Origin of the sequence: Klebsiella sp. CN_Kp100, assembly GCF_040065315.1 — a bacterium.
In the GTDB taxonomy this organism is placed as follows: Bacteria; Pseudomonadota; Gammaproteobacteria; order Enterobacterales; family Enterobacteriaceae; genus Klebsiella; species Klebsiella oxytoca.
This window is the reverse complement of record NZ_JBEAIJ010000021.1, coordinates 1-768: the sequence shown is the minus strand read 5'-3', so window position 1 is coordinate 768 and position 768 is coordinate 1. Positions and strand designations below refer to the sequence as shown.

The following is a 768-nucleotide window of genomic DNA, read 5'->3' as shown; positions in this document are numbered from 1 at the left end:
GTGACTGATGCTGGTCTTACCTGTTACTCATCTCGCTTCTCTGGCTGCAACCTTACGGCAGGTTATTGCTCTTTTAACGCATGGGATACTGGCCGCCGGTTAACCGGTGACCTGTATCCCATGGTAATCCTCTTCACGACTCAGCAGCGCCCATGCTATACGGGCATTCTTGTTCGCCAGCGCCACCGTCGCGATGTTCCGGTTTCGTCTCTCCGACACCCCCTGCAACCACTGGCTGCGCCTGTCAGTTTTATTCTGACACGCATTCAGCACTGCCCGCGCTCCATGGATTATCAGCGTCCGCACGTAGCGGTCCCCCCGCTTGCTGATATGGCCCAGTCGCGCCTTTCCTCCGCTTGAGTGCTGCCGCGGAACCAGCCCCAGATAAGCCGCCATTTCCCGGCCGCTCCTGAACTGTCTGCCATCACCCACTGCAGCCACCAGGGCACTGGCCACCACCGGACCCATCCCCTCTATCGCCAGCAGCCTTTTTATCCGGATATCATCCCGTGCTGACTGCTGAAGCCGCCTGTCGTGGCGGGCGACACGCTCATCCAGTCCCTGCAGCTCTTCTGACAGTTCGCACAGCAGACGAATAAAACACTCATCCCACTGCACCTGCTGCGACACTATCTCCGGTAGCGCCTTACGCAGTTGCGCTATTCCCGCTGGCAACACCACACCGAACTCCCCCAGCAGACCCCGTATCTCATTGCTCAGGGCTGTCCGGGCACGGATGAGTCTGGCCCGGACGCGGTGCTCCGCCTG

At 60.0% G+C, this 768-nt stretch carries 1 protein-coding gene; it reads right to left on the bottom strand.

The window, feature by feature from the left end:
- Window positions 1-99 precede the first annotated feature (99 nt).
- Window positions 100-768, bottom strand: a 669-nt coding sequence (locus ABLV12_RS08750) for an IS110 family transposase (protein ID WP_185923268.1), incomplete at its 5' end; no start/stop codon positions are given.